Source organism: Candidatus Symbiothrix dinenymphae (assembly GCF_001431085.1).
Genome location: NZ_BBRU01000360.1, coordinates 1 through 478, shown reverse-complemented (window position 1 = coordinate 478; position 478 = coordinate 1). Strand labels below are relative to the sequence as shown.

Sequence of the window (478 nt, the reverse complement as noted above, 5' to 3'; positions counted from 1 at the left end):
ACTTGAACGACATCAACCACATCTCCGACCAAATCAGCGCAAAAGTGGATACTTTTATGAATTTAGTGGAGAAAAACTTAGCCCTGAGCAGCAATCCCAAAGCCTACACCACCGCATTGCACACCCGCATCAATCTTGGCGCGGAATATAGCGTGTGCAACGACAAAATCGGCTTCGGTCTGCTGTCGTCCAATTTGATTATCGACAACACGATTTATCCCGACATAACGGCTTCGGTCAATTTTCGCCCCGCCAAGTGGTTTAATCCCAGCTTTTCGTATTCTTTCATGAATGGCGAATGGCATTCGCTCGGCTTTGGTAATTCATTAGCAGTGGGTCCGTTCACCATGTATCTGGCTATCGACAATATCCCACTCAGTTTCACGCCATTGGCAGATGAGAGCATCCCGCTTGGCTTGCCTGTTTACATGAAAGGGATAAACCTGCAAGCCGGTTGGGTGTGGGCATTCGGCGGTCC

General features: G+C 48.7%; 1 protein-coding gene. It reads left to right on the top strand.

Annotated elements, in window-relative coordinates; genetic code table 11:
• Nucleotides 1-478 (top strand): DUF5723 family protein (locus ASC50_RS04310; protein ID WP_226995394.1); only part of this gene is annotated, 478 nt, incomplete at both ends.